The following is a 23,699-nucleotide window of genomic DNA, read 5'->3' as shown; positions in this document are numbered from 1 at the left end:
TCCTACTTTGCCCCAAAAAGTGACGTGAAGCGTTGCAGCGTATTCCGAGTACTTTTCGGGGACCCCGGAAACAGCCCCAAAAAGTGACGTGAAGCGTTGTAGCGTATTCCGAGTACTTTTCGGGGAGCCCCGAAAAGACCCCAAAAAGTGACGTGAAGCTTCGCGGCGTATTCCGGCTCCGCGCCTCAAATGCTGTACGGCATCGGATCGGATTTCATCGCGTTCTCGACGATGCGCGACTGTTTGTCGTTGAACAAATAGAGCCGGTGAATGAGCACGAGCACCTCGTCCCCGGCTTTCAGCGGCGCCTTCTCCAGCGAGCGGTACGCGGAAACCGATTTGGAGCCGATCTGCGCCTCGATTTGCCAGCTGCTGCCGCGGAAAAACACGCCGCGCACGACGCCCGATTCCGCCGCCAGCGGCGTCGTAATTTCGCCGGGCCTGCCGATTTCCACGAACTCGGGCCGGATGATCGCCTTCGCGTCCGGCAGCTCGTCCTCGAAGCCTTTCAGGCTCGCCGGATTGTCCAGCTGGCTCGACTCGCCGATAAAGCCGGCGACGAACGGCGTATGCGGGTTTTTATAAATGTCGACCGGGGAGCCTTTCTGCTCCAGCCTGCCTTCGTTGATGATCATGATCTCGTCCGCCACCTCGACCGCTTCCTCCTGGTCGTGCGTCACGAAAATCGTCGTAATGCCGATCCGCTCGATCGTCGCCCGCAGCCACGACCGCAGCTCCTTGCGAACCTTCGCGTCGATGGCCGCGAACGGTTCGTCGAGCAGCAGCAAATGCGGCTCGGGAGCGAGCGCGCGGGCAAAGGCGACGCGTTGGCGCTGCCCGCCGGACAGCTGGTTCGGATATCGCCGCTCCAGCCCTTTCAGCCCCGTCAGCTCGATCAGCTCCGTGACGCGCGCCTTGATGTCGCGTTTCGAACGTTTCTGGATCGTCAAGCCGAAGGCGATGTTGTCGAAGACGGTCATATGGCGGAAGAGAGCGTAGCTTTGAAACACGAAGCCGATGCCGCGGCGCTGCGCGGGCACGTCGTTGACCCGCTTGCCGTCGATGAAAATATCGCCGGAGTCCGGCGTTTCCAGCCCCGCCAGCATGCGCAAAATCGTCGTTTTGCCGCCGCCGCTCGGTCCGAGCAGGCCGATCAGCCGGCCTTTCTCGATGCCGAAGCTGACGTTGTCCGAGGCGGTGTAGTCCCCGAACGTTTTGACCAATTGCTTCACTTCGATATACATCCGTTCCGTTCCCTCCTGTTCCCGGGGGCTCCCCCAAAAGGTCCGGGAAGGAGCATCGAAGCGATGCTTCGCCTTCGGGGGGACGCCGACCGGGACTATTCCGTTTGTACGGTCGATTGATGATGCTTCCATTCGACGACGCTTTTCACGACGAGCGTCACGAGCGCGAGCAGCACGAGCAGCGAAGCGACCGCGAACGAAGCCGCAAACTGGTACTCGTTGTACAAAATTTCCACGTGCAGCGGCATCGTGTTCGTTTCGCCGCGAATATGGCCGGAGACGACGGATACCGCTCCGAATTCGCCCATGGCGCGGGCGTTGCACAAGATGATGCCGTACAGCAGCCCCCATTTGATATTCGGCAGCGTCACTCGCCAAAAGACGGTCCATCCGCTCGCGCCGAGGCTGACGGCGGCTTCTTCCTCCTGGCTGCCCTGCGCCTGCATAAGCGGAATGAGCTCGCGGGCGACGAACGGAAACGTGACGAACACGGTGGCGATGACGATGCCCGGCAGCGCGAATATGACCGGTATGCCGCGATCGATGAAAAACGGTCCGAACCAGCCTTGGGCGCCGAACAGCAGAACGAAGATCAGGCCGGATATGACCGGAGATATGGCGAACGGCAAATCGATCAGCGTCACGAGCAGCTGCTTGCCGCGAAAGCTGAACTTGGCGATCGCCCAAGCCGCGGCGATGCCGAACACCGTATTGAGCGGAACGGCAATCAGGGCGGTCGTCAGCGTCAGCCGGACGGCGGACAGCGCCTCCTTCTCGACGATGGCGGCGAGAAAGACGTCGGCGCCTTTTTTGAACGCCTGCGTAAATACGGTGACGAGCGGCAGTATGAGAACGAGGCCGATGAACAGCAAGGCGACGGCGATCAGCAGCCATTTGACCGCGGCCGATTCGCTCGTGGCGGCAGCGGTAGGACGGCCGGCCGGCGGCGGCGCGGTGCGGGCGGCGACGGATCCTGCCATGGTGACTCCCTCCTTAGGCTTGAATCGTGCGGCGGCTGGCGCGCCATTGCAGCAGGTTGATGACGAGCAGCAGAACGAACGACAGGATCAGCATGAGAAAGGCGATCGTCGTCGCGCCGGTGTAATCGTACTGCTCCAGCTTCGTCCGGATGAGCAGCGGCGCGATTTCGGTCTTCATCGGCATGTTGCCGGAGATGAAGACGACCGAGCCGTATTCGCCGAGGCCCCGGGCGAAGGCGAGCGCGAATCCGGTAAGCAGCGACGGCAGCACGGCGGGGAAAATGACGCGCCGGAACGTGCGCCACCGGGAGGCGCCGAGCGAAGCGGCGGCTTCCTCGACGTCCTTCTCCAAATCTTCAAGCACCGGCTGGATCGTGCGCACGACGAACGGCAGCCCGATAAACAGCAGGGCGATCGTTATGCCGAGCGGCGAATAGGCGGTTTTAATATCGAACTTGGCGAAAAAGCTGCCGAGCGCCCCGTTCTGCGAGTAAATGGCGGTCAGGGCGATGCCGGCGACGGCGGTCGGGAGGGCGAACGGCAAATCGACGAGGCCGTCGATCAGCCGTTTTCCCGGAAAGCTGTAGCGAACGAGCACCCAGGCTACGATAAGCCCGAATACGGCGTTGACGGCGGCGGCGCACAGCGATGTCGTCAAGCTGACCTCGATCGAAGCGAGGACGCGCGGATCGGTCGCCGTTTCCCAAAATTTGTCCCAGCTTTGCTGCGTCGACTTGACGACGATGCCGGCGAGCGGGAACAGCACGATCAGGCTGAGATACAAAATCGTGAATCCCATCGACAAGCCGAAGCCCGGCAGGACGGAACGTTTTTTGACGGATGAAGCCATAGGCTCAGGTCACTCCTGTCACCTTGCGTTATTTGGACGGCTTGTAAATTTGGTCGAACGTGCCGCCGTCCGCGAAATGGGTTTTTTGCGCTTTCGCCCAGCCGCCGAAATGCGTGTCGACGGTAATGAGCTCGATTTTCGGAAACTGCTTCTCGTACTTTTTCGCGACCGATTCGAGCCGCGGGCGGTAAAAGTTTTTGGCGGCGATTTCCTGGCCTTCTTCGGAATACAAATAGTCGAGATAGGCCGCGGCGACTTCGCGGCTTCCTTTTTTGTCGACCACTTTGTCGACGACGGCCACGGGCGGCTCCGCCAATATGCTGAGCGACGGCACGACGATTTCGAACTTATCCGGGCCGAACTCCTTCAGCGACAGGAACGCTTCGTTTTCCCAGGCGAGCAGCACGTCGCCGATGCCCCGTTCGACGAACGTCGTCGTGGAGCCGCGGGCGCCGGAATCGAGAACCGGCACGTTTTTGAACAGCTTCGTCACGAAATCTTTGGCGGCGGTTTCGTCGTTGTTGTTATGCTTCAGCGCGTAGCCCCATGCGGCCAAGTAGTTCCAGCGCGCGCCGCCGGACGTTTTCGGGTTCGGGGTGATGACGCTGACGCCGGGCTTGATCAGGTCGTTCCAGTCTTTAATGCCTTTCGGGTTGCCTTTGCGGACGAGGAAGACGATGGTCGACGTATATGGCGAGCTGTTGTCTTTAAGCCGTTTTTGCCAGTCGGCGTTGATGAGTCCTTTCTCCTGGATCGCGTCGATGTCGTAGGCGAGCGCGAGCGTGACGACGTCGGCCTGGATGCCGTCGATGACCGAGCGCCCCTGGCTGCCGGAGCCGCCGTGCGACTGCTTGATCGTCACTTTTTGATTCGCTTTGCCTTCCCAATATTTGGCGAACGCCTTGTTGTATTCTTCGTACAATTCGCGGGTCGGATCGTAAGATACGTTGAGCAGCTCGACCGGCGGCTTCGCCGCGGCTTTGGCGTCTCCGCCGCCCGAAGGCGAAGCGGGCGTTTGGTCCGAGCCGGATGCGGCGCCGCCTCCTCCGCAAGCGGTAAGTCCAACGAGCAGAACGGCGGACAGGACGGACAGCAGGATCGGTTTTTTCATCGGTTTCGAACTCCCTTTTTTCATCAATATAGGTGTATGTGCCAAGCCGAAGCGGCTTGGAAAAAGTCTCCGGCTGTCCGGTTGACCAATTAATCCTATGAACATAGTAGGTATTATGTTGGATGCAATCGTATCACCGCTGGAGAAAGGTGTCAATACGGCGTCTCGATTATGTTATTTTGGTTAAAAGTCGCCTCAATCGGCGCTGTAATGGGCGGTATTCCGGTCGGAGATCTGCTAATTTCGATCGTCGGCTTGTCACCTTCCGTTCATAATGAACTTTTTCGATATCGATCAGAAAAAGTAATAAATCGGGCATGCCTGCTCGACGCCGAACCCGGCGCTTCGCCGAATCGCGGCTCGATGCTTCAACAATATGCGCGTTGCGGCGAAATGGTGCCCATGTCGCGGCGGGGACGAACGAGCCCCGAACGACCGCCCGGGCGAAAAAGTAAAAATATTTTCATTTCGGTCAATGCAGTCGATTACGGCCGGCCCGGACGGTTCGTTACAATGGAGCTTGCAGACGGCAGCATTGCCGTATCGACATCGACGGGAGGAGACCAGTTTGCAGCCACAACCGACCGCTCCGGCCGACGCTCGGCCGCGACCCAGGCGCAGCAAGCAGCAGTGGAAAGAAACGTTGACGGGGTACGCCTTCATATCGCCGATGCTGATCGGCGTCACGCTGCTCACCATTTTGCCGATCCTCGCATCGTTCGCGCTCAGCTTCACCGAATGGAATTTCCTGCTCGGCTTTCAAAAAATCAAATTCGTCGGATTGGACAATTTCGAGCGGTTGTTTGCGGACGAGACGTTCTGGAAATCGCTTCGGAACAATCTCGTATTTATTTTGGTCGTGCCGATTTCGCTGGCTTTGTCGCTCGCACTGGCCGTCATTATCAACCGGTACGTCTACTTCAAGGATTTGTTCAAGGTCGTCTACTTCATGCCGTACATTTCCAGCGTCGTGGCGGTCGCCATCGTCTGGCAGGTGCTGTTTCATCCGTCCTACGGACCGGTCAACAACTTCCTGCGGTCGGTCGGCATCGACGACCCGCCGAAATGGATCGCCGACCTCCACTTCGCGCTGCCGAGCGTCATGATGATCATGGTATGGATTTCGATCGGCTACAATTTGATCATTTACACCGCGGGCCTGCAGTCGATTCCGAAGGACTATTACGAGGCGGCGGACATCGACGGCGCGAAGCCGTGGGACAAGTTCCGCTTCATTACGCTGCCGATGCTGTCCCCGACCACGTTTTTCCTGACGATTACGGGCATTATCGGAACGTTCAAAGTGTTCGACCTCATTCAGGTGCTGACGAAGGGCGGTCCGGCCGGCTCGACGTCGGTCGTCGTCTTTCATTTGTACGAAACGGCGTTCGTCAATTTGAAAATGAGCTATGCGTCGACGATGGCGTTGTTCCTGTTCGCCGCCATATTCGCGGTTACGCTGCTGCAATGGTGGGGTCAGCGCAAATGGGTCAATTATTAGGGAGGAGCGCGCCATGACCGCTACGTTCAACATTCGCAAGCTGATCGTCACGATCGTCATGCTCGCGTTCGGCATCGTTTTTTTGCTGCCGTTCGCCTGGATGATTTCCGCTTCGATGAAGCCGGAGGCCGACGTGTTCGAATATCCGATCCGCTGGATTCCGGAAAATATCCAGGCCGTCAAAAACTATTCGGACGTTTGGCGCGGGCAGTATCCGTTTTATGCGTACTATTGGAATTCGATCAAGGTTACGCTCATCACGACGTTTACGTCGGTGCTCGTGTCCTGCATGGCCGCCTATGCGTTCGCCAAAATCCGCTTCGCCGGAAGCGGGGCGATGTTCATGATCGTGCTGGCCACGTACATGATTCCGTCGCAGGCGATTTTGGTGCCGCAGTTTATTTTTTACCGCCAGCTCGGCTTGTTCGACACGCATGTCGGGCTCGTGCTGCTGAACAGCTTCAGCGTTCTCGGCACGTTCATGCTGCGGCAGTTTTTTCTCGGCATCAACAACGAGTTCATGGAGGCGGCGAAAATCGACGGAGCCGGGCACGTCCGGACGTTTTGGCGCATCGGGATTCCGCTCGTGCAGCCGGCGATCGCGACCTACGCGATTCTGCGGTTCATCTGGACGTGGAACGATTACCAGAACCCGCTTATTTTTCTGAAAAGCCCGGCGCTGTTCACGCTGCCGCTCGGCATCAAAAAGTTCGCGGACGCGTACGGCGAATTTTACTCGCTGATGATGGCCGCCTCCGTATCGGCGATCGTGCCGCTGCTGATCATTTTCGTCGTCGGGCAGAAGCGGGTGATCGAGGGCATTTCGCTCGGCGGCGTAAAAGGGTAAAAATATTTCGAAACGGGTAAAACGAGTTTCCTTCAAACGTTTTCAAGGCGTGCTATGATGCAGAGGAACGAGAACCGAAACGAATCAGGGGGGAACGCACATGTGGAAAAAAACATTCGCCGTCGCGTTGACGGCCGCGGTAGCGGCGGGAACGGTCGCGGCATGCGGCAGCGGCGGGGACGAGCAGAAGGCGGCCCAGGGCGGCGACGCCGGCGGCGCGAAGGGGAACGTGACGGTTCGGTTCCATGCGCAAAACGTGACGTTCGATAAAACGATGATGGCGCCGGTCATCGCCAAGTTCGAAGAAAAGCATCCGGGCATCAAAATCGACTTCGTCGGGATGACGGAGCCGACGTCGGACGAGGTGACGAAAAAAATCGACCTGCTGGCCGCTTCCGGCGAGCCGCTCGACGTGTTTTTGCTGGCGGACGCCCGCAGCTATTCGCAGCGCGCCGCGAACGGCATGCTCGAGCCGCTGGACAAATATATCGAGAAGGAAGGCTTCAAGTTCGCGGACGAGTACAAGACGGACACGAAATGGAACGGCTCGTATTACGCGCTTCCCGGCACGTTCAACCAATGGTTCGTCATCATGAACAAAAACCATCTGGACGAAGCCGGACTGAAGGTGCCGACCGTCGACTGGACGTGGGACGATTATTTGGACTACGCCAAAAAGCTGACGAAGGGCGAAGGGGCCTCGAAGCGGTACGGCACGTATTACCATTCGTGGGCGGACTACTTCCTGCTCGGCATGTGGAACCAGCCGGGCAAAAACGACATCGTCTGGACGGACAAAACGGTCAATATGGATCACCCGGGCGTGCGCAAATCGCTCGACATTCGCCAGCGGTCGGAAATGATCGACAAATCGGCGATCCCGTACGCCGACTCGATCTCGCAAAAGCTGACGTACCGTCCGCTCTATTTCAACCAAAACATCAGCATGATGGCGATCGGCTCCTGGATGATCGGCGAAGTCGGCGGAACCGACCAGTTCCCGGCGACGTTCAAAACCGTTTTCGCGCCGATTCCGCGCAACGAGAAGTCGGATCCGACCGGGCACGCGATGTCCTCGTCGAACTATTTGGCGATCGCCTCGACGTCGAAGCATAAGGAGGAAGCGTACAAATTCATGCGCTTTTTCTCGACCGAAGGGCTCGCGATGATGCAGAAATATACGACGTCGTGGAAAAAGGAAGATACGGGCAAGCTGCTCGACGCGATTATCGGCGCCACGAAAACGCCGCAAAACGTCGACAAGGAATCGCTGCTGTACGTCCTGAACAATACGAAGCCGGTCACTTTGCCGCCGGCGCTGCCGTATCAGGCGGAAGTGTACAAAGCGTATCAGGAGGAAGTCGAAAAAATGCTGCTCGGCCAGCAGGACATCGACAAGACGATCGCGGCCGCCAAAGACAAGCTGCAAAAGCTCGTCAACGCCAATAAATAAACGCCGGGGAACGGACCGTTCGGTTCGTTCCCTGCGCCGCGCTTTCGGGAAGCGGGGAGCGGGATGCTTCGCGGCTCCGGTCGACGGGGGCGCCGTCCGTTTTCCCCGAAACGGCCGCGGTCTGGTATACTGGTCGTAGTTCATTCGATCGTAGCGCAAAATGGAGGCTGGAGCAGCATGATCGGCTATCGACCGAAACGGAACCGGCTGCGGCGGGAAGGACGAACGTGGAGCTTGTCCCTCCGGCAAAAATTGCTCGTGACATCCGTCCTTTGTCTTATCGTACCCGTCCTGTCCGCCTTGATCGCCACGCGTTATTTGACCCAGGACGTGCTGAGGGAGCAGGCCGCGACGAATGCCGCCGATTCGCTCGAGGTCGTCGACCGGTACGTCACGAATTTGGTCAACAAAATGATCTATGTGACGAATTACTTGCAGTTCGACGCGGAGGTTTCCTCGATCGTTTCCGAAAATTGGAACGCCTATAAAAGCGGCGAGCCGCTCGACGTCGTCTCGCAAGTCGGGCACGTCAAAAAAATGACGCAAAAATTGGAAGCGATTTCGTTTCCGAACGAACGGATGCATATGTCCGTCGTGCTGCCGAACGGCACGTTTTTCACGAACTATCCGTCGGCGGAGTACGATCCCCGCCAGTTCCGCGGCGAGCCGTGGTTTCCGGAGCCGGACGCGATGAGAAGCTACGACGCGTTCTGGATCGGCATCCACCGCAACTATTTGCAGTACGACAAAGCGGACAACCCGTACGTGATTACGATCGCCCGGACGATCCGCAACTCGTCCGCCGAGCCGCTCGCCACGATCATCGTCAGCCTGGGCGAGAAGCACGTCAGCCAAGTGTTCAGCTCGAAGGTGTCGAAGCAGGACATTTCGCTGATCGACTCGCGCGGGCTCGTCCAGTCGCACCGCGACGAGGGGCGGATCGGGCGGCCGTTCGCCTATATGCATTTGCTGCCGCCCGAGGGGCAGTCGGGAATGGCGGATATCGACGGGGAGACGTCCCTGCTCGTCCGCCATAAGCTCGCTTACGCCGACTGGCAGCTCGTCAGCACGGTGCCGTACGCCGAGGCGGTCGGCAAAATGACGGTCGTCCAGCAAACGACCGTCGTCGTGCAGCTCGTCGCGTTCACGGCGTTTCTCGCGGTGCTCGTCGCCTTGATCAGCCGGCTGACGAAGCCGATGAACCGGCTCGGGCGCGTGGCCGCGCAAGTCGAAGCCGGACGGCTGGACGTCCGCTCGCATATTCGCGGCCCCGACGAGATCGGCCGTCTCGGCCGCTCGTTCGATCAAATGCTCGACCGGATCGAGGCGATGATCGGACAAATCCGCGAGGAGCAGACGCTGAAGCGGAAAGCCGAGCTCGAGATGCTGCAGGCGCAAATCAACCCGCATTTTTTGTTCAATGTGCTCAATTCGATCCGCATGCGCAACATGATCAAGGGGGACGCGGACAGCGCCATGCTGATCAGCTCGCTGGCCGTGCTGCTGCGGATGACGATCAACCGGAGCAACGAGCTGATCCCGCTTCGCGAGGAGGCGGACATCGGGGGCCATTACGTGAAGCTGATGAATTTCCGGCACAACGAGCAGATCGCGCTCGTCGTTTCGCTGTCGCCGGAGGCGCTGGACGTGCCGGTGCCGCGCTTTTTCATGCAGCCGCTGATCGAAAACGCGTTTTTGCACGGGCTGGAGCAAAGCAAAGGGACGATCCGGATTATGGCCTGGCTGGCCGGCTCGCATCTGATCGTCCGCATCGAGGACGACGGGAAAGGAATGGACGAGGCGCGGCTGAACGCGCTGCGCGGCAAGCTGGACCGTCCGATCGCGGCGGGAGAGCGGCACGGGGCGGGACTTACCGGCATCGGCGTCAAAAACGTCGTCGACCGGATGAAGCTCGTCTACGGCGAATCGTTCCGCGTCGATATCGGCAGCGCTCCGGGCGAGGGCACGCGATTCACGCTGCATATTCCGGTCAAGGAAGGAGTGGAAGCCGATGCGTAGCGTCATCATTGTCGACGACGACGTGCCGGTGCTCGATTTTTTGCGGCAGGCGATCCGTTGGGACGAGCTCGGCCTGCGGCTGGCCGGCGCGTTCGAAAACGGCGCCAGGGCGTTCGAGTATATGGCGGGCGCAGGCGCGGATGCGGGCGGGCGGCTGCCGGACATTCTCGTGACCGATATCGGCATGCCGCAGATGGACGGCCTGCAGCTGATCGCCGAGGCGAAGCGGCTGAAGCCGGACGTCGCCGTCGTCATTTTATCGTGCCACGACGAGTTCAAGTACGCCCAGCAGGCAATCAAGCTCGGCGTGGACGACTATATTTTGAAGGAGACGGTGCAGCCGGATTCGTTAAGCGAGCTGCTGCGGCGCATCGCCGCGCGGCTGAACGAGCGGGACGAGGCGGCGGACGGCGGCGCGGGGGCGGGAACGGGAACGGGAGCGGGCCTTGCGGCGGCGTCCAAGCCGGATTCGGACCGTTCCATCGCCAAGGAACGGTTCATCCGCTCGCTGCTGTACCATCCGATCGCCGACCCGGCGTCGTGGGAGCAGGAGGCCGCCGCCTTCGGCATCCGGTTCGGCTCGGTGCCGTACGTTCCCGCGCTGCTGACGATCGACAAATTCGCCGAGGCGAAGGCGCGCTTCGTATCCGAAGACAACTGCGCGTTCGCGGTGCAAAACGTCGCCGACGAGCTGCTGGAACGCCACGACGTTCAGGGCGCTTCGTTCCGCGTCTCGGGCCGGGAGCTGCTGCTGCTGCTCGGGCCGGGCTCCGCGGATGGCGGGGAGCGGCCGTTTCTCGGCATGAACCGCGTCCACTCGCTGCTGCGGCGCATTCGCGACGCGCTGCAGGACTATTTGCGGTTATCCGTCTCGATCGTCGTCGGCGAGAAGGACGCGATCGATCCGATTCGGCTTCGCTCGAACATGCAGCGGCTCGTCGAAGACCGCGCGCAGCTGTTTTACATGCCGGGCCGGACGATAGCGGTTCGAACGGACGTCGGCTTTGCGGACGACGACGTGTTCGCGTCGTATTCCGAGGCGCTGGAGAGGTTTCGGCAGCTCGTGCTGCGCGGACAGACGGAGGCGATCGAACCGGCCGTCCGGGAATGGGCGGAACGGATCCGCGAACGCCGCTATGCGCCCGAGTCGGTGAAGCAGTGGTTCATGAAGCTGCTGCTCGACCTGCATTTGAAGTTCGAGACGATGGAGCGCGAGCCGAGAGCTTACTCGCGCGAGGCGCTGCACCGGACGATTCTCGAGGCGGACCGGCTCGACGAGCTGGCGGCCGTCGCCGCGGGCGAATTGCGGGAGGCGGCCCGGCGGGCGGAGGCGCTCGCCGGGCAGGCGTCGCGGCCGGAAATCGTCGAGGCGCAGCGGTTCGTCGAGCTGAACGCGCATCGCAAAATATCGCTCGAGGAAGTGGCGGACCATCTCCATTTGAACGCGAGCTACTTCAGCCGGCTGTTCAAAAAGGAGACGGGCGAAACGTTCGTCGACTTCGTCACCCGGACGAAGATGGAGAAGACGAAGGAGCTGCTCGACACGTCGCGTTACACGGTGCACGAAATCGCTTACCGGCTCGGGTACGACAACAAAAGTTATTTCATCAAGCTGTTCAAGGCGTACAGCGGCATGACGCCGGGGGAGTACGCGGGACGGGAGCGGCGCGGAACGAAATGAGGAGGCGTCGCGTCGGGGAGACGCGACGGACGCGGGGATCGTGCGCTTTTGAGCGCTATTGCTGCGTAGGGAGCGAGAGAGATGGCCGGATCGTGTTCTTTTGAGCATTATCCGGCCTTTTCCGTGTTGCTGCGACGCGACGGTGGCGGGGATCGTGCGCTTTTGAGCGCTATTGCTGCGTAGGGAGCGGGAGAGATGGCCGGATCGTGCTCTTTTGAGCATTATCCGGCCTTTTCGGCGTTTTGCCGTTATCGGGGGAGAGGCGGCAGGCAGAGTTATCCATTTTGAAGCCGCTGCGCCCGCGCCGCCCCGGCCTGGCGGCACCGAATGCTTATCCCGCGTCCGGTGTCCGTGCCGGGACGAAACCCGGCTATGGCCGCAAATGCCTCCCAAGGATAAACTGCGGCAATGTTGCCAAAAATAGGGGTACTATCCGGTTAGGGCAGGTGCTATTACGAGCGTGAATTCGACACATAACGGACCTAAACGCGAACAACCGGAGGCGCCGCTGCCGCAATCCCCGCTAACGGAAAGCTTGGACGCCAACTTGTCGATGCTGGATGCCGTTTACGAAAATTGTTCGGACGTCATCATACATCGTTTCCGCATCGGCGGCATACTCGATGCCGTTCTTGTTTACATCGACGGGTTGTCCGACGTCGAGCTGATCGATCAGCACGTGCTGGCGCCTTTAATGAAACAAGATGCAATGTCCGAAGACGGCGAATGTCGTTCCGTCAAAGAAATAACGACGGTTGCGCAAACGTCCGACGTGCGGACGATAGCGGAGCTCGTCGGCCAAGTTTCGGACGGAAACCCGGTCGTTTTGCCGGAGCACAGTCCGAAGGGGACGGCGTTCGGCCTCGCCAAATGGGAAAAACGCGGCATTGACGAGCCGATGGCCGAATCGGTCGTTCGCGGTCCGCGCGAAGGGTTCACGGAAACGCTGCGGGTCAATACGTCGATGCTGCGCAGAAGAATCAAAAGCAATCGGCTCAAAATGAAAAGCGTTCTCGTCGGCACGTATACGCGAACGAAAGTGATCGTCGCCTTCATCGAAGGAATCGCCGAGCCCGCCCTTGTCGAGGAGACGGCCAAACGGATCGGGCGCATCGAAATCGACGGCATTTTGGAAAGCAACTATATCGAGGAAATGATCGAGGACAATCCGTCGTCCCCGTTTCCCCAGCTTTCCACGACGGAGCGGCCCGACGTGGCCGCGGGCGCGCTGCTGGAAGGCCGCGTGCTTATTTTGGTCGACGGAACCCCCTTCGTTCTCATTGCGCCGACTACGTTTTTTGCATTGCTGCAGTCGCCGGAAGATTATTATCAGCGATATACGATCGGCTCGGTTATCCGCTGGCTTCGCTATTTTTTCGTCATCGTCGCTCTGCTCGCCCCTTCCTTTTACGTAGCCGTCGTCACGTTCCATCAAGAAATGATCCCTTCGCACCTGCTGCTGACGCTCGTCAAGTCCCGGGAGGAAATACCGTTTCCGGCCTTGGCGGAAGCGCTGCTGATGGAAATTACGTTCGAGGGGCTGCGCGAAGCGGGCGTTCGGCTGCCGAAGCAGGTCGGCGCGGCCGTCAGCATCGTCGGGGCGCTCGTTATCGGCCAGGCGGCGACGGCTGCGGGACTCGTTTCGTCCCCGATGGTCATGGTCGTCGCCATTACGGGAATCGCATCGTTTCTCATTCCGCAATATTCGGGCGGGATCGCGCTGCGGCTGCTCCGGTTTCCGATCATGCTGCTTGCCGGCTTTCTCGGTTTGCTCGGCATCATGATCGGTTTCATCGTCATCTATGTGCATTTGTGTTCGCTCCGCTCGTTCGGCGTGCCCTACATGTCTCCGATCGCTCCGACGAAGGGCAGCGATTTGAAAGACGTCCTGATGCGCGTTCCGCATTGGATGATGCGATCCAGGCCGAGCATGTACGTCGGCCGAAACAGACGGAGGCGGATGCCGCCCGGACAAATGCCCGAACCGTCCGAGGGAGATGAACGCAGGCGATGAGAGCGATGAAAGACGGGCGATTCGGGAAGGGGGCCAAGCTGGCCGTTCTAACGACCCTGCTCATGGAAGCCGTGCTGCTGACGGGCTGCTGGGACCGAAGGGAAGTCAACAATATGGCGGTCATCACGGCCGCGGCGATCGATAAAGCGGGCGATACGAATATCGAGCTGTCCGTTCAAGTGTTCAACCCGAGAACCGCCGGCGGCGGTCAGCAGGGAACGATGAACGGCTCGGGCGGTTCGAGCGGCTCCGGCGGCGTAAGCGAAGGCAGTCAGGTCATCGTCCGCTCCGAAGTCGGGGCCACGATGGCGGAAGCGATGTCCAAGCTTCAAATGAAGCTGTCGCGGCACATTTTTTGGGGGCACGGCGAAATTTTCATCATCGGCGAGGAGCTGGCGCGGAAAGGATTTCGCGAGCATGTGGACTTCCTGCTCCGGAGTCCGGAAATAAGGGACAATGCCGATATTTTCATAAGCAAAGGCCCGGCCAAGCAAGTGTTGATCCTGCCGATACCGCTCGAAAGAAGTTCGGCCCAAATGCTGCGCGGCTTGACCGATTTGCATCTCGGCATCGAGACGTCGATCGTTTCGTTGTCCCAGATGCTGGCAGGCAAAGCGGGAGCGGCCGTTGTTCCGCTCGTGCAGTACGGGAAGTCGGAAGAAAAAAACGACGGAAACATTCCGTATCCGAACGGAGCCGGCATCGTGAAAAAAGACAAGCTGATCGGCTTTCTCGACGAAGAAACGATGCGAGGGGCGATGTGGATCCGTAACGAAATCGATTTGGCCACGGTAACCGTCACTCCGGCGAGAACGGGCCGCGGCTTCGTTACCGTCAGGCTGGTCCGCAGCGAAACGGAGCTCCTTCCGCGAATCGAGCACGGAGAGTGGAGCGTTACGGTTAAAAGTAAAGCCGAAGGCGACATGCTTCAAAATACGACGAACGTCGATTTCAGCAATCCGGTGCTGTCCGGCGAATTGGAACGGGAGCTGGCCGAAGCGGTCGCGAGCCGAATGAAAGAAGCGATCGGCACGGTCCAGAACAAAATGAACGCCGATATTTTCGGGTTTTCGGAAGCTTTTCACCGCAGCTATCCGAAGCAATGGAACAAGGCAAAGGACCGGTGGGACGAAATGTTCCCGCGGGTGAAAACCGTCATCGAAACGGATGTCAAAATATTGCGGCAAGGGCTTTCCGATCCGGGGGCGCTCCGGACGAAAGAGGAGGTGCAGTCCGAATGAACGTTGTGTCGGTTATAGGAATTACGCTGCTGGCCGCGGCCGTTTTGATGTCGGATCGGCGGAATTGGTCCCGACGGTCATGGAAAGAGCGAGCGGCTTTCGCGGCGATAACGGCGCTCGGATGGGCGATCGCCGTGCTGCTCGTATTCGTTCCCGAACTGCCGGGCCCTACGCAGCTGGTCGAATCGATCTTCGGTCCGCTCGGGAAAAGTCTTGAATAATCGTCTTGTCGCTGAGACATGGGAGAAGAGGGGCCAATCGTCATGATCGAACAAGGGAAAGTATCGTCATACCAAATGGCGCTGCTGCTGTATGCGATGCCGATCGCGACCGGTATCGTCATTTTGCCGGCCATAACGGCCAAGCATGCGGAGCGGAATTTGTGGATATCGCCGATCGTCGCTTCCTTGGTCGGGTTTTTGCTCGTTTTCGTCGCTTACCGACTGGGCAAGCTTTACCCCGGGAAAACGGTAATGGAGTACAGCATCGATATCGCCGGACGAATTCCGGGGAAAGCGCTCGGCTTCGTGTTCCTGTTTTTTTATTTGCATCTCGGCGGGATAGTCGTCAGGCAATACGGCGAATTTATCGTCGGCAACTTTTTTTTGAAAACTCCGATGGTCGTCGTTATGGGAATAACCGTCTTCGCCTGCGCGATCGCGATCCGCTCCGGGCTGGAAGTGCTCGGCCGATGCTCCCAATCGTTCATCGTCCTCTTGGTGTTGCTGGTCGCGGCCGTTACCGCTTTGCTGCTGCCGAACATGAAGCCGAAAAACTTGCTGCCGATTTTGGAATACGGCATGATGCCGGTCATCCGGGGAGCGGTGTCGCCGATGGACTGGTTCAGCTCCTTTTTCGCCCTTGCGTTTTTGTTTCCGTTTCTGGGCGACAAAGACAAAGGGATGAAGTGGGGGATGATTTCGGTTTTCGCGGTCATGCTGACGATGGTCGTGACGAATCTTGCCGCCTTGTTTTTGTTCGGCGAAATAACGGCCGATCTCACGTATCCGACCATGGTTGCGGTTCGGCAGGTCAGTCTTGCCGGATTTATCGAGCATATCGAAGCGATCGTCATGTCGATTTGGATTTTGGGCGCTTTCATTCAAATTTGCATGCATTTTTATGTGATCGTTCTGGGAACAGCCCAGTGGCTGGGGTTGAACGCCTATAGACCGCTGGTTTATCCGCTCGGCTTCTTATTAATGGCGACGAGCGTATGGGTAGCCTCGGATTTGCAGGAGCTTTCCTATTTTTTGGGCACTTCGTTCGCTTTTTACGCGCTGGCGGTGCGCCTGGCCATTCCCGTACTTTTATTTTTGATCGCTCTTGTCCGGAACAGGCGGGGAGCAAGCCGGACCGGCCGTTCCTGAGCCGTCGGAAACGACAGCCGCCCTTCAAGGCAAAAAAAGCCGCGGGCGAGCGAAGCGCTCGCCGTTCGCGGCCGAAACGGCTTCCGCGTCCTGCGCGTTTTCAATGGACATACGGGCTGGCGGCTTCGATGCCGCAAGGTCCGCCGTCGGGATTCGCCTCCAGCATGACTTCGGAGCCGTCGGCCCGATACAGCGGACGGTAGTGCGCGCCGATGGAAACGGCGGACGAGTTGGCGTAATGGCATATGAACGAGCGGCGGAACCGGTCCTTCGATTTGTTGCGATAGGAGCCGTGGATCAAATTGCCGTTGAAAAACAGCACGTCGCCCTTGTCCATCGCCACGGGGATCGCTTTGCGGTCCTTCGGCGGCTTGACGTAATGGGTCGTAAACGACTCGTTCCGGTCCGCTTCGTCCGGACAAACGATATCGAACGTATTCGTCTTCGGGACGACGAGCAAGCCGCCGTTCTCTTCGTCGACGACGTCGATGGCCGTCCAGGCGGCGATGCAGTTGCCGGGCTCGACCTTCAAATAAAAGTTGTCCTGATGAAGCGCCTGCCCGCGCGAGCCCGGCGGCTTGTAATAAAACATGCTTTGCGCGGCGAGCGGCTCTTCCCCGAACAAGTCTCTGAGCACGTCCATTACCGGTTGATGCAGCATGTACGCTTTCGCCGTTTCGTTGAAGCGATGGGGGTGCATGACGCGCGGATACCGTTTCAGCGGGTCGGACGCGTCGGCATTCAAATCCGGGACGAAATGGCCCGGTATCGTTTGGTTGCCGATTTCCTCGAACGTCCGCTCGATCGTCTCCACATCGTTCGAGTCGAACAGTCCTTTCACGAGGAGATAGCCTTCTTCTTCGAAATGCTTCTTCTGCTCTTCCGTCAACGCGAACATATGGCATTCCTCCGGTCCGGTAAAGTCGGCCGGCGGTCCCGCCGCCGTCCGTTCTCCTTCATCATACCGCCGCCGTCCGGATGCGGGAAGTCACAATCGTGCCGAATATTCCTACGATTCTGCTGCCGGTATCGATCGTTTCCGAGCGGATCGTTGTCGCAGAACGAATGTTGGAGTATGATGAGGGAAAGCGGAACTGAACGATTCTGTTTCCTCGGAAGCAGGAGGGGAGGGAGAGGACGGATGCCGAAAGAAGGGAACGCCCTATCCGGAGGCGAAAGCTTGGCCGGCGGAGTCGTCATCGCCGGTCATTTCGACAATCCGGATTCGTATGTGACGAGACGCCCGGAAGGGATGGAGGACTGGCTCGTCACCTATACGCTGAGCGGGCAAGGCTATTTCGTCACTTCGGGCGTCAAACGGCTGTGCGGGGCGGGGGATCTCGTTTTGCTCAAGTCGGGAACGCCTCACGAGTACGGGACGGAGAAGGGGGGACGATGGAATTTCGTCTGGGCCCATTTTTCTTCGCGAATGATGGAGACGGGGCTTTTGCCCGACAGGGAGCTGATCGTTCACCGGATCGAAAGCGGCGCGATGCGCAAACGCGTGTACCGGGCGTTCAAGCGGGTTTTGGCCGACTTCGGGGAACGGGGACCGTATTGGCACGAGCTCAGCGAAAATGCGCTGCGCGAAATATTGCTGCTGCTGGCAAGACGAATGAGCAAGCCGGTCGATCCGCGCATCGAGGAAACGCTCCGGCTGCTGTCCGGCAGTATGCGCGAAACGGTGCGCGTCGATACGCTGGCCAAAGCGGTCGGCCTGTCGCCATCCAGGCTGTCGCACTTGTTCAAGCAGACGACGGGCCGCTCGATCGTGGAGGCGCTCAACCTGATGCGGGTGCGCCAGGCGGCGCTGCTGCTTACGCATACGGACCGGAACGCGTCCGAGGTCGCGCTCGACGTCGGTTTCTCGAACTACAACCATTTTTTGAACCAATTTCGCAAACGGTACGGCGTCAGTCCGAGCGCTTTTCAGAAAAACGGTTATCGGACGGAGCTTTAGGGGGGCCGTCGACAAAAGCTCAAGGTCGGCCGAACCCGTATCACTTTCGAAAAAATAATTATAACGATACGGCCCTAGTGCGCCGCGCGCCGCAATGCCATAAGATGAAGACGGCCGCTATTTTCGGCGGCCGGCGTTTCGATCGTCCCGCTTGCGGTTTCAGGCGGCGATCGCGCATCGAATCGAATCGAATCGGAGAAGCGCTACCTACCAGCGCCGGGAAAGGACGGATGTTATATGCCATTTAGCCTTGTCGAAACCGTTTCGGTACGACGTGTACCGGAACGAGCCGCACATACAATCGGACTGCGGAAGCGGTGCCGTCTCGAGTAATGTCATCGGCTCGGGCGGGTGCCGCTTCCGCCATCATACGGGAGGAATCCGCTTTGAATATGGAAAGCTTGGGCTGGACGCCCGAATTGGAATCGCATTTTCGCCAAAACGCCGGACCGGACGAAGGCTACGGCCGCGTCGCTTTGGAACATACGCATCTATATCGCCTTTACACGCCTCGGGGCGATATGCTCGCCGAAGTGTCTGGCAAGCTGCGGCACGAGGCTCGGGGCCGAAACGATTATCCCGCGGTCGGCGATTGGGTGACGGTCCGTTACCGGGAAGCCGACGGACGGGCGGTCATTCACGGCATTTTGCCGAGATTCAGCAAATTTTCGCGCAAGGTGGCCGGCTCCGTGACGGACGAGCAGATCGTGGCGGCGAACGTGAACACCGTATTTCTCGTCAACGCGTTGAACCAGGATTTCAACATGAGACGGCTCGAACGATATTTGATACTTGCCTGGGAAAGCGGCGCGAATCCGGTCGTCGTGCTGACGAAGGCCGACCTGTGCGGCGAGGCGGAGCGGCGGGAACGGATCGCCGAAGCGGAGGCGGCCGCGATCGGCGTCCCCGTTCATGCGATCAGCGCGGCGGCCGGCGTAGGGCTGGACGCGCTCGGGCCGTATTTTGCCGCCGGCCAAACGGTCGCTCTGCTCGGCTCGTCCGGCGCAGGCAAGTCGACGATCGTCAACCGGCTGTACGGCGAGACGATCATGCGGGTGCGCGATATTCGCGAAGACGACGATAAAGGCCGGCATACGACGACGCATCGCGAGCTCGTGCCGCTGCCGGGCGGCGGCGTGCTGATCGATACGCCGGGCATGCGCGAGCTGCAGCTGTGGCATGCGGACGAAGGGCTGGATCAAGGGTTCCGCGACGTGGAGGAGCTGGCGGCCTTATGCCGGTTCGGCGATTGCGGCCACGGCACCGAGCCGGGCTGCGCCGTGCAGGCGGCGCTTCGCACCGGCGAGCTTGCGGCCGACCGCTACGCCAGCTATTTGAAGCTCCGCAAGGAGCTCGCCTATTTGGCCCGCAAGGAAGACGCCGCGCTGCGCCAAAAGGAAAAAGAGCGATGGAAACGAATTCATGCGGATATGCGTAAAAACGGCAAGCCGTAGCGGTCGGCCGTTGATCCGTAAGCCAAAGGGGCGATTCGACATGAACCGTTCGCAATTTCGTTTTTTGGCGGGCCGGTGTCCCGAGCTTTACGCGCTTGCGGCGCGGGCGGAACATGTATTTGCCGTCAGTCCGGCCGCCGCGCCGGGCGAGCTTAAAGCGGTCGGCCGCTGGCTCGCGTTGGAGATGATGCGCCGGGAAGGACGGCTCGGCGAAGGAGAGGAGCCGGCCGATCCAGTCGCGGACCTGGACGCCATGGAGCTGCTGATGCCGGCCTTCGTCGCGCTGCTCAGGCGGCTCGAGCTTGCCGATCCGCGGGAGAGCGAGCTGCTCGTCGACGTTTCCGGCGTGAAGCGGACGATGCTCGGTTTGTACGATCTCGTTTGCTGGTATTACAAAACGTATATCGACGACGATTTCCGTCCCGAACCGTATTATATCGCCGCCCCCGATTCGGCGGCGCGCGCTCCGGCGGTCCGCGGGAACGGGATGAACGAAGCGGAGGAAGCGGGAAGCCGAACGATCGTCTTCGTCGACGGCACCGAACGGGAGGCGGAATGGCGCGAAAGCGCCGGAGCGGCGGGCGCTGCGAAGGGCATGACCGACGAGCGGGGCGGCGTCTACCGCGGCGAGACGAAGGGGCCGTGGAAGCACGGCCGGGGAACGTACGTATGGGCCGACGGGACGACGTACGAGGGAACGTGGGTCAACGACTTGGAGCACGGCTCCGGCGAAAAACGTTACGCGAACGGCGATTCGTACAGCGGCGAATGGCGCGAAGGAACCTTTCACGGAAACGGCGTCTATGTTTGGGCGGACGGGACCCGTTACGAAGGGGGCTGGGACGGCGGCCTCGAGCACGGCAGCGGCAGCAAGACGTACCCGGACGGAACGCGGCAAAGCGGGATATGGTCATACGGCGAATTCGTTCGAACGACCGATCAATTGCATCCGCCGACGATTCAACCGGACTGAGTTGGGGTACAAATATAAAGAGACGCCAACTAATCCGGTGAACCGTACGAACGCTGCACATACGGTTATCACCATCCTAAGCGGGGTGTAAGTGTATGCCATTTCATCATGTGCTGGTCGCGTATGACGGGTCTCCGCAATCGCAGACGGCTCTGGATCGCGCCGTCGATCTCGTTCGCGGCGCTCCGGGAGCGAAGCTGACGGTCGCCCACGCGTTCCAGCTCCCGAATTTCGTCGTGGGCGAGGCGATGGTGGTAGCGCCGGTCCTTACCGAGCTTGAAGAAATGTCGGAGTCGGAGCGCATTTTGGAAGAGGCGAAGGCGCGAGCCGCCCGGCTGCCGGACGCGACGTTTACGCTGCTGCAGGGCGATCCGGCCGCTTCGATATTGGAGTTCGCGGGAGAAATGGACGCGGACCTGATCGTCATCGGAAGCCGGGGACTCGGCACGTTCAAGGAGCTGGTGCTCGGCAGCGTCAGTCACTACGTCGTACAGCATTCCCCGATTCCGGTGCTCGTCATCAAAAACGAACGCTCCGGCCGATGACCCTAAAAAATTAAGCCAATATGGACAAAAATCCAGTCCGAGACGGCATCCGTCTCATATCGTAGATCGTGTGGTCCTAATTTCGCAATCGGCGGACGTAGACGATACGCTTCGCCGCCATTGGGAATCGACCGCAACAACTCGATATCGGGGAGGACTGGACATGGGATACCTTGGCGGTGCCGGTTGCGGCTATGGTGGCGGACTGTTTACTTCGACGGGCGTCATTTTGGTGTTGTTCATTTTGCTGGTCATCGTTAGCCGCGCCTTTATCTGATCGTCCTGAAAAGGCGTTCGGAAACAAGCATCGATACGATCCGGAGCGAGGGGCGGGCGACCGCCCCTCGCTTTCCGTTCGACCTCCGCTGCCGTGTCGAAAGGAACGAAAAACGTCCGAAAATAGTCGTTAATGTCTAAAAATAGGTAAAAAGGAGGATGCGGACGGACAAGCCCTTCTATATGCTTAAGGTAGGAATCGATAAAATAGAAGCCAAAACTTCGAAAGCTTCCCGATAAAGGCAAACCCGGCGAAAGCCGGCGACGCAAAGCTACAGGGGCTAAAGTCTCAGGCTAAGACGAGCGGAGACGATGCCAGCCAGCTGCCGAACGAACGGTTTGAAGTTTTTTTGTTTTGGATAAACGGATGGATGGGGACGCAGCAGGTCGATTACTTACGGAGCAAAGGGGCTGAACTTTAATGGACGAGCGGCTCAATTCAACGGAGCGCGGATTTTACGTAAAATTGGGCGACGATTTTTTCGGCATGTACGACACGTCGGGAGGGCCGAAGCTGTTTTTCAACCGCGACAAATACCGGCTGACCGATTCGAAATGGGATGTCGAGCTGGTCATCGGGCGCAAAAACAATCTGTTTATTTTTTATTGGCAGGGCGAGATGAAAATTTCGTTCCGTTTCTGCAAAAACCAGGATTCGGTGATCCAATTGTACCGTCTGCTGCAGGAGTACGTCTCCTCCAAGCGGACGTTGCGCTGACCATCGGCTTCCATACGAACCGGGCTTCCCGCCGTTACGGCGCGGAAGCTTTTTTCTTGAGCGCATGCCGCTGCAAAACGGCGGGAACACGAAAAACCGCATCGGGCGATGCGGCCTTGGAAGTCGGTTCATTCGGATACGGCAAAGGGAAAGGGGCTTATTCGGGCAGCTGAAAATAGATGTCTTCGCCTTGCGCGTCCAGCGTCAAATCGCGGTTCTCCAAAAACCAGACGTCCGCTTCCTCCATAAAAAACGTCATGCCGCCGGCGGTCGCCCGCAGCCCGGCATCGATCGGCTTCGCGCTCATTATGCCGAGCGCGTACGGGTTTTCCCCGCCGCCCGCGTATCGGACGTAAATGCGTATATGCTCGCCTTCGCGAAATCCCCATTCTTCGGCGAAACAACGGACGGCTTCGTCGGTTACGTTCAGCTTCATTCCGATTCCCCGTTTCTCGCGCCGGCATCGCCCAATCGCTTATGCATGAACACGAGCTCGTGCGCCAGACGTTCGATACGCTCGGCGGCGTCCGGATCGGCGATTTCTTTGCGTTCGTTGAAATGGCTGTCGTGCAAATAGACGTAGCTCGGAGCCACGTACGACCGGAAAAAGCCGGCGATCGGCTTCAGCTGGTTTTCGATGACGAGATAGTGCTGGTACGTGCCGCCCGTGGCGACGAAGCCGACGACCTTTTTGCGAAGCGCCGAAACCGGAATGAGATCGAACACGTTTTTGAGCGGTCCGGACAACGAAGCTTGGAAAATCGGCGTGCCGATGACGAAAAAGTCGGCTCCGGTGATCGCGTCGATAACCCGCTTCGTATCGCCCGTATAAGCGGAAGGGTCGCGTCCGTCGCAAAATACGACGTCGTATTGTTTGAGGTCGAGCAGCTCGGTCTCGACGGCCGGATCGTGCCTGCGCGCCTCCCGGAGCACTTCGTTTACGGCGATCGCCGTCTTCGAGCCGATAATCGTTCCCGATATGCCTAGCAGTTTCATGTCGTTCGCCTCTCTCGATAAGGTGGGATCCATAGGTCCGTGCGTCGGGGCGAAAGGAATTGCCCGAGGCGCGGAACGCGTTTCGTCCGCGTTGGCCGTTTCCCCATTATGGGAATATCGGCGGCGGTTTGTCAATAGTTTTGTAACTTTACATACAAATATGTGTAGGAAGTGAGACGTGCCGGAGCAGCCGGCTTGTATGATGCCGCGCGATAGTTCGACGAACCGAAGGCACGAGCATGCAGCCAATTTCGGAGTTACTTATAGGTTACCAAAGGAAGGAGGAATGAACTATTGCCCACGCGGAAACGTTCGACTGGGATAGGCCGAACGATGCGGGGATGGCTGATTTTGTGGAGTTAGATGTCTGCAAATGTCGAAGGTTATTTGTTGACAGCGCTTTCTTCCATTCTTTATGATGAACTTGTGCATCAGATGGATATCACTGTTTGGCAGCTTTTAACGC

At 59.1% G+C, this 23,699-nt stretch carries 22 protein-coding genes and 1 riboswitch; of the genes, 15 read left to right on the top strand and 7 right to left on the bottom strand.

Annotated features, from left to right (window positions below):
- Positions 1–185: 185 nt before the first annotated feature.
- From PV407_RS11005 to PV407_RS10990, 4 genes are all read right to left on the bottom strand, one after another.
- A complete protein-coding gene (locus tag PV407_RS11005) occupies positions 186–1,244 on the bottom strand; it encodes a sulfate/molybdate ABC transporter ATP-binding protein (protein WP_332089967.1) in 1,059 nt (352 codons plus the stop codon).
- Between the two features lie 95 nt (positions 1,245–1,339).
- Positions 1,340–2,224, bottom strand: coding sequence for a sulfate ABC transporter permease subunit CysW (cysW, locus tag PV407_RS11000; RefSeq protein ID WP_332089966.1), 885 nt, complete (start codon positions 2,222–2,224; stop codon positions 1,340–1,342).
- A 13-nt stretch (positions 2,225–2,237) separates the two neighbouring features.
- Positions 2,238–3,074, bottom strand: a complete 837-nt coding sequence (cysT, locus tag PV407_RS10995; RefSeq protein WP_332089965.1) for a sulfate ABC transporter permease subunit CysT — start codon at positions 3,072–3,074, stop codon at positions 2,238–2,240.
- 28 nt (positions 3,075–3,102) lie between these two features.
- Positions 3,103–4,185, bottom strand: a complete 1,083-nt coding sequence (locus tag PV407_RS10990; RefSeq protein ID WP_332089964.1) for a sulfate ABC transporter substrate-binding protein — start codon at positions 4,183–4,185, stop codon at positions 3,103–3,105.
- A 568-nt stretch (positions 4,186–4,753) separates the two neighbouring features.
- On the opposite strand from PV407_RS10990, the gene PV407_RS10985 reads away from it, so the two are divergent.
- From PV407_RS10985 to PV407_RS10945, 9 genes are all read left to right on the top strand, one after another.
- Complete coding sequence (locus PV407_RS10985) at positions 4,754–5,686, top strand: carbohydrate ABC transporter permease (protein ID WP_332089963.1); 933 nt, start codon at positions 4,754–4,756, stop codon at positions 5,684–5,686.
- A gap of 13 nt (positions 5,687–5,699) precedes the next feature.
- The gene (locus PV407_RS10980) at positions 5,700–6,533 is read left to right on the top strand and encodes a carbohydrate ABC transporter permease (RefSeq protein ID WP_332089962.1); all 834 of its coding nucleotides are present in this window, start codon (positions 5,700–5,702) and stop codon (positions 6,531–6,533) included.
- A 100-nt stretch (positions 6,534–6,633) separates the two neighbouring features.
- Positions 6,634–7,986 carry an extracellular solute-binding protein gene (locus tag PV407_RS10975; protein WP_332089961.1) on the top strand — a complete coding sequence of 451 codons (1,353 nt, stop codon included), beginning with the start codon at positions 6,634–6,636 and terminating at the stop codon, positions 7,984–7,986.
- Between the two features lie 177 nt (positions 7,987–8,163).
- A complete protein-coding gene (locus tag PV407_RS10970; protein WP_332089960.1) occupies positions 8,164–10,005 on the top strand; it encodes a sensor histidine kinase in 1,842 nt (613 codons plus the stop codon).
- Entirely contained in the window at positions 9,998–11,686 is a 1,689-nt protein-coding gene (locus PV407_RS10965; protein WP_332089959.1) for a helix-turn-helix domain-containing protein, read from the top strand. Before PV407_RS10970 ends, PV407_RS10965 begins: the two co-directional genes overlap by 8 nt.
- Positions 11,687–12,146: 460 nt before the next feature.
- Positions 12,147–13,700, top strand: coding sequence for a spore germination protein (locus tag PV407_RS10960; RefSeq protein ID WP_332089958.1), 1,554 nt, complete (start codon positions 12,147–12,149; stop codon positions 13,698–13,700).
- Positions 13,697–14,941, top strand: a complete 1,245-nt coding sequence (locus tag PV407_RS10955; RefSeq protein ID WP_332089957.1) for a Ger(x)C family spore germination protein — start codon at positions 13,697–13,699, stop codon at positions 14,939–14,941. Before PV407_RS10960 ends, PV407_RS10955 begins: the two co-directional genes overlap by 4 nt.
- Positions 14,938–15,162, top strand: a complete 225-nt coding sequence (locus PV407_RS10950) for a hypothetical protein (protein ID WP_332089956.1) — start codon at positions 14,938–14,940, stop codon at positions 15,160–15,162. Before PV407_RS10955 ends, PV407_RS10950 begins: the two co-directional genes overlap by 4 nt.
- A 42-nt stretch (positions 15,163–15,204) precedes the next feature.
- The gene (locus PV407_RS10945) at positions 15,205–16,311 is read left to right on the top strand and encodes a GerAB/ArcD/ProY family transporter (protein ID WP_332089955.1); all 1,107 of its coding nucleotides are present in this window, start codon (positions 15,205–15,207) and stop codon (positions 16,309–16,311) included.
- Positions 16,312–16,411: 100 nt separating this feature from the next.
- Here PV407_RS10945 and PV407_RS10940 read toward each other — a convergent pair whose 3' ends face one another.
- Entirely contained in the window at positions 16,412–17,209 is a 798-nt protein-coding gene (locus tag PV407_RS10940) for a phytanoyl-CoA dioxygenase family protein (RefSeq protein ID WP_332089954.1), read from the bottom strand.
- Positions 17,210–17,452: 243 nt separating this feature from the next.
- Between PV407_RS10940 and PV407_RS10935 the strand changes: the two genes are divergently transcribed.
- The 6 genes from PV407_RS10935 to PV407_RS10910 all read left to right on the top strand — a co-directional run bounded on the left by PV407_RS10935 (position 17,453) and on the right by PV407_RS10910 (position 22,237).
- Positions 17,453–18,271: a helix-turn-helix domain-containing protein gene (locus tag PV407_RS10935; protein WP_332089953.1), complete on the top strand. Its 819-nt coding sequence runs from the start codon at positions 17,453–17,455 to the stop codon at positions 18,269–18,271.
- Between the two features lie 392 nt (positions 18,272–18,663).
- The gene (rsgA, locus tag PV407_RS10930) at positions 18,664–19,725 is read left to right on the top strand and encodes a ribosome small subunit-dependent GTPase A (protein ID WP_442951645.1); all 1,062 of its coding nucleotides are present in this window, start codon (positions 18,664–18,666) and stop codon (positions 19,723–19,725) included.
- Between the two features lie 40 nt (positions 19,726–19,765).
- Positions 19,766–20,698 (top strand): MORN repeat-containing protein, encoded by a 933-nt coding sequence (locus PV407_RS10925; RefSeq protein WP_332089951.1) that lies wholly within the window; start codon positions 19,766–19,768, stop codon positions 20,696–20,698.
- Positions 20,699–20,793: 95 nt separating this feature from the next.
- Entirely contained in the window at positions 20,794–21,243 is a 450-nt protein-coding gene (locus PV407_RS10920; RefSeq protein WP_332089950.1) for a universal stress protein, read from the top strand.
- Positions 21,244–21,406: 163 nt separating this feature from the next.
- Positions 21,407–21,520, top strand: a complete 114-nt coding sequence (locus PV407_RS10915; RefSeq protein WP_332089949.1) for a YjcZ family sporulation protein — start codon at positions 21,407–21,409, stop codon at positions 21,518–21,520.
- Between the two features lie 230 nt (positions 21,521–21,750).
- Positions 21,751–21,850, top strand: a riboswitch (cyclic di-GMP riboswitch).
- Positions 21,851–21,940: 90 nt separating this feature from the next.
- Positions 21,941–22,237 (top strand): hypothetical protein, encoded by a 297-nt coding sequence (locus PV407_RS10910; RefSeq protein ID WP_332089948.1) that lies wholly within the window; start codon positions 21,941–21,943, stop codon positions 22,235–22,237.
- A 157-nt stretch (positions 22,238–22,394) separates the two neighbouring features.
- On the opposite strand, the gene PV407_RS10905 is transcribed toward PV407_RS10910, so the two are convergent.
- On the bottom strand, positions 22,395–22,673 hold the full coding sequence (locus PV407_RS10905) for a HesB/YadR/YfhF family protein (RefSeq protein ID WP_332089947.1): 279 nt from the start codon (positions 22,671–22,673) through the stop codon (positions 22,395–22,397).
- On the bottom strand, positions 22,670–23,233 hold the full coding sequence (locus tag PV407_RS10900; protein WP_332089946.1) for an NADPH-dependent FMN reductase: 564 nt from the start codon (positions 23,231–23,233) through the stop codon (positions 22,670–22,672). The genes PV407_RS10905 and PV407_RS10900 overlap by 4 nt, the downstream gene beginning before the upstream one ends.
- Between the last annotated feature and the right edge of the window lie 466 nt (positions 23,234–23,699).

It is taken from the genome of Paenibacillus sp. GYB003 (assembly GCF_036577625.1).
GTDB lineage: Bacteria > Bacillota > Bacilli > Paenibacillales > NBRC-103111 > Paenibacillus_AB.
This window is presented reverse-complemented; position numbering and strand designations above follow the sequence as displayed.

Bases quoted from the DNA above. Each gene is read 5' to 3' on its own strand.
- PV407_RS11005 (WP_332089967.1), bottom strand. From the start codon at position 1,244: ATGTATATCGAAGTGAAGCAATTGGTCAAAACGTTCGGGGACTACACC.
- cysW (WP_332089966.1), bottom strand. From the start codon at position 2,224: ATGGCAGGATCCGTCGCCGCCCGCACCGCGCCGCCGCCGGCCGGCCGT.
- cysT (WP_332089965.1), bottom strand. From the start codon at position 3,074: ATGGCTTCATCCGTCAAAAAACGTTCCGTCCTGCCGGGCTTCGGCTTG.
- PV407_RS10990 (WP_332089964.1), bottom strand. From the start codon at position 4,185: ATGAAAAAACCGATCCTGCTGTCCGTCCTGTCCGCCGTTCTGCTCGTT.
- PV407_RS10980 (WP_332089962.1), top strand. From the start codon at position 5,700: ATGACCGCTACGTTCAACATTCGCAAGCTGATCGTCACGATCGTCATG.
- PV407_RS10975 (WP_332089961.1), top strand. From the start codon at position 6,634: ATGTGGAAAAAAACATTCGCCGTCGCGTTGACGGCCGCGGTAGCGGCG.
- PV407_RS10970 (WP_332089960.1), top strand. From the start codon at position 8,164: ATGATCGGCTATCGACCGAAACGGAACCGGCTGCGGCGGGAAGGACGA.
- PV407_RS10965 (WP_332089959.1), top strand. From the start codon at position 9,998: ATGCGTAGCGTCATCATTGTCGACGACGACGTGCCGGTGCTCGATTTT.
- PV407_RS10955 (WP_332089957.1), top strand. From the start codon at position 13,697: ATGAGAGCGATGAAAGACGGGCGATTCGGGAAGGGGGCCAAGCTGGCC.
- PV407_RS10950 (WP_332089956.1), top strand. From the start codon at position 14,938: ATGAACGTTGTGTCGGTTATAGGAATTACGCTGCTGGCCGCGGCCGTT.
- PV407_RS10945 (WP_332089955.1), top strand. From the start codon at position 15,205: ATGATCGAACAAGGGAAAGTATCGTCATACCAAATGGCGCTGCTGCTG.
- PV407_RS10940 (WP_332089954.1), bottom strand. From the start codon at position 17,209: ATGTTCGCGTTGACGGAAGAGCAGAAGAAGCATTTCGAAGAAGAAGGC.
- PV407_RS10935 (WP_332089953.1), top strand. From the start codon at position 17,453: ATGCCGAAAGAAGGGAACGCCCTATCCGGAGGCGAAAGCTTGGCCGGC.
- rsgA (WP_442951645.1), top strand. From the start codon at position 18,664: ATGGAAAGCTTGGGCTGGACGCCCGAATTGGAATCGCATTTTCGCCAA.
- PV407_RS10925 (WP_332089951.1), top strand. From the start codon at position 19,766: ATGAACCGTTCGCAATTTCGTTTTTTGGCGGGCCGGTGTCCCGAGCTT.
- PV407_RS10920 (WP_332089950.1), top strand. From the start codon at position 20,794: ATGCCATTTCATCATGTGCTGGTCGCGTATGACGGGTCTCCGCAATCG.
- PV407_RS10915 (WP_332089949.1), top strand. From the start codon at position 21,407: ATGGGATACCTTGGCGGTGCCGGTTGCGGCTATGGTGGCGGACTGTTT.
- PV407_RS10910 (WP_332089948.1), top strand. From the start codon at position 21,941: ATGGACGAGCGGCTCAATTCAACGGAGCGCGGATTTTACGTAAAATTG.
- PV407_RS10905 (WP_332089947.1), bottom strand. From the start codon at position 22,673: ATGAAGCTGAACGTAACCGACGAAGCCGTCCGTTGTTTCGCCGAAGAA.
- PV407_RS10900 (WP_332089946.1), bottom strand. From the start codon at position 23,233: ATGAAACTGCTAGGCATATCGGGAACGATTATCGGCTCGAAGACGGCG.